The following is a 324-nucleotide window of genomic DNA, read 5'->3' as shown; positions in this document are numbered from 1 at the left end:
AGGCATTCTCGACGCGCGGTTCTTCAGCTTCTATGTGGGCCTGGAGAAGCGCCCGAACATCGCGAAGGCGGGCCACATTCCCGGCGCGACCCTCTTTCCTTTCGATGCGAATTTTGCCGCCAACGGCACCTATCGCCCGAAGGAGGAACTCGCCCGCGCGTATACAGCCGTCGGCCTTGGCCCGCAGCAGACGGTGGCGGCCTATTGCAACACGGCCCATGTCTCCGCCATCTCGTGGTTCGTGCTGCACGAACTGCTCGGCTACCGGGACGTCATGCTCTATGACGGCTCCATGCTCGCCTGGAGCAAGCACGGCCTGCCGGT

Annotated in this window: 1 protein-coding gene; it reads left to right on the top strand. The window is 63.9% G+C overall.

Going from position 1 to position 324, the window contains the following annotated elements:
* A partial coding sequence (locus V5F48_RS25075) for a sulfurtransferase (protein ID WP_394260663.1) occupies nt 1-324 on the top strand: 324 nt, incomplete at both ends.

Origin of the sequence: Xanthobacter autotrophicus ATCC 700552 (assembly GCF_043194565.1) — a bacterium.
GTDB lineage: Bacteria > Pseudomonadota > Alphaproteobacteria > Rhizobiales > Xanthobacteraceae > Xanthobacter > Xanthobacter autotrophicus_F.
The sequence above is the reverse complement of the archived record's forward strand: the minus strand, read 5'-3'. Positions and strand labels throughout refer to the sequence as shown.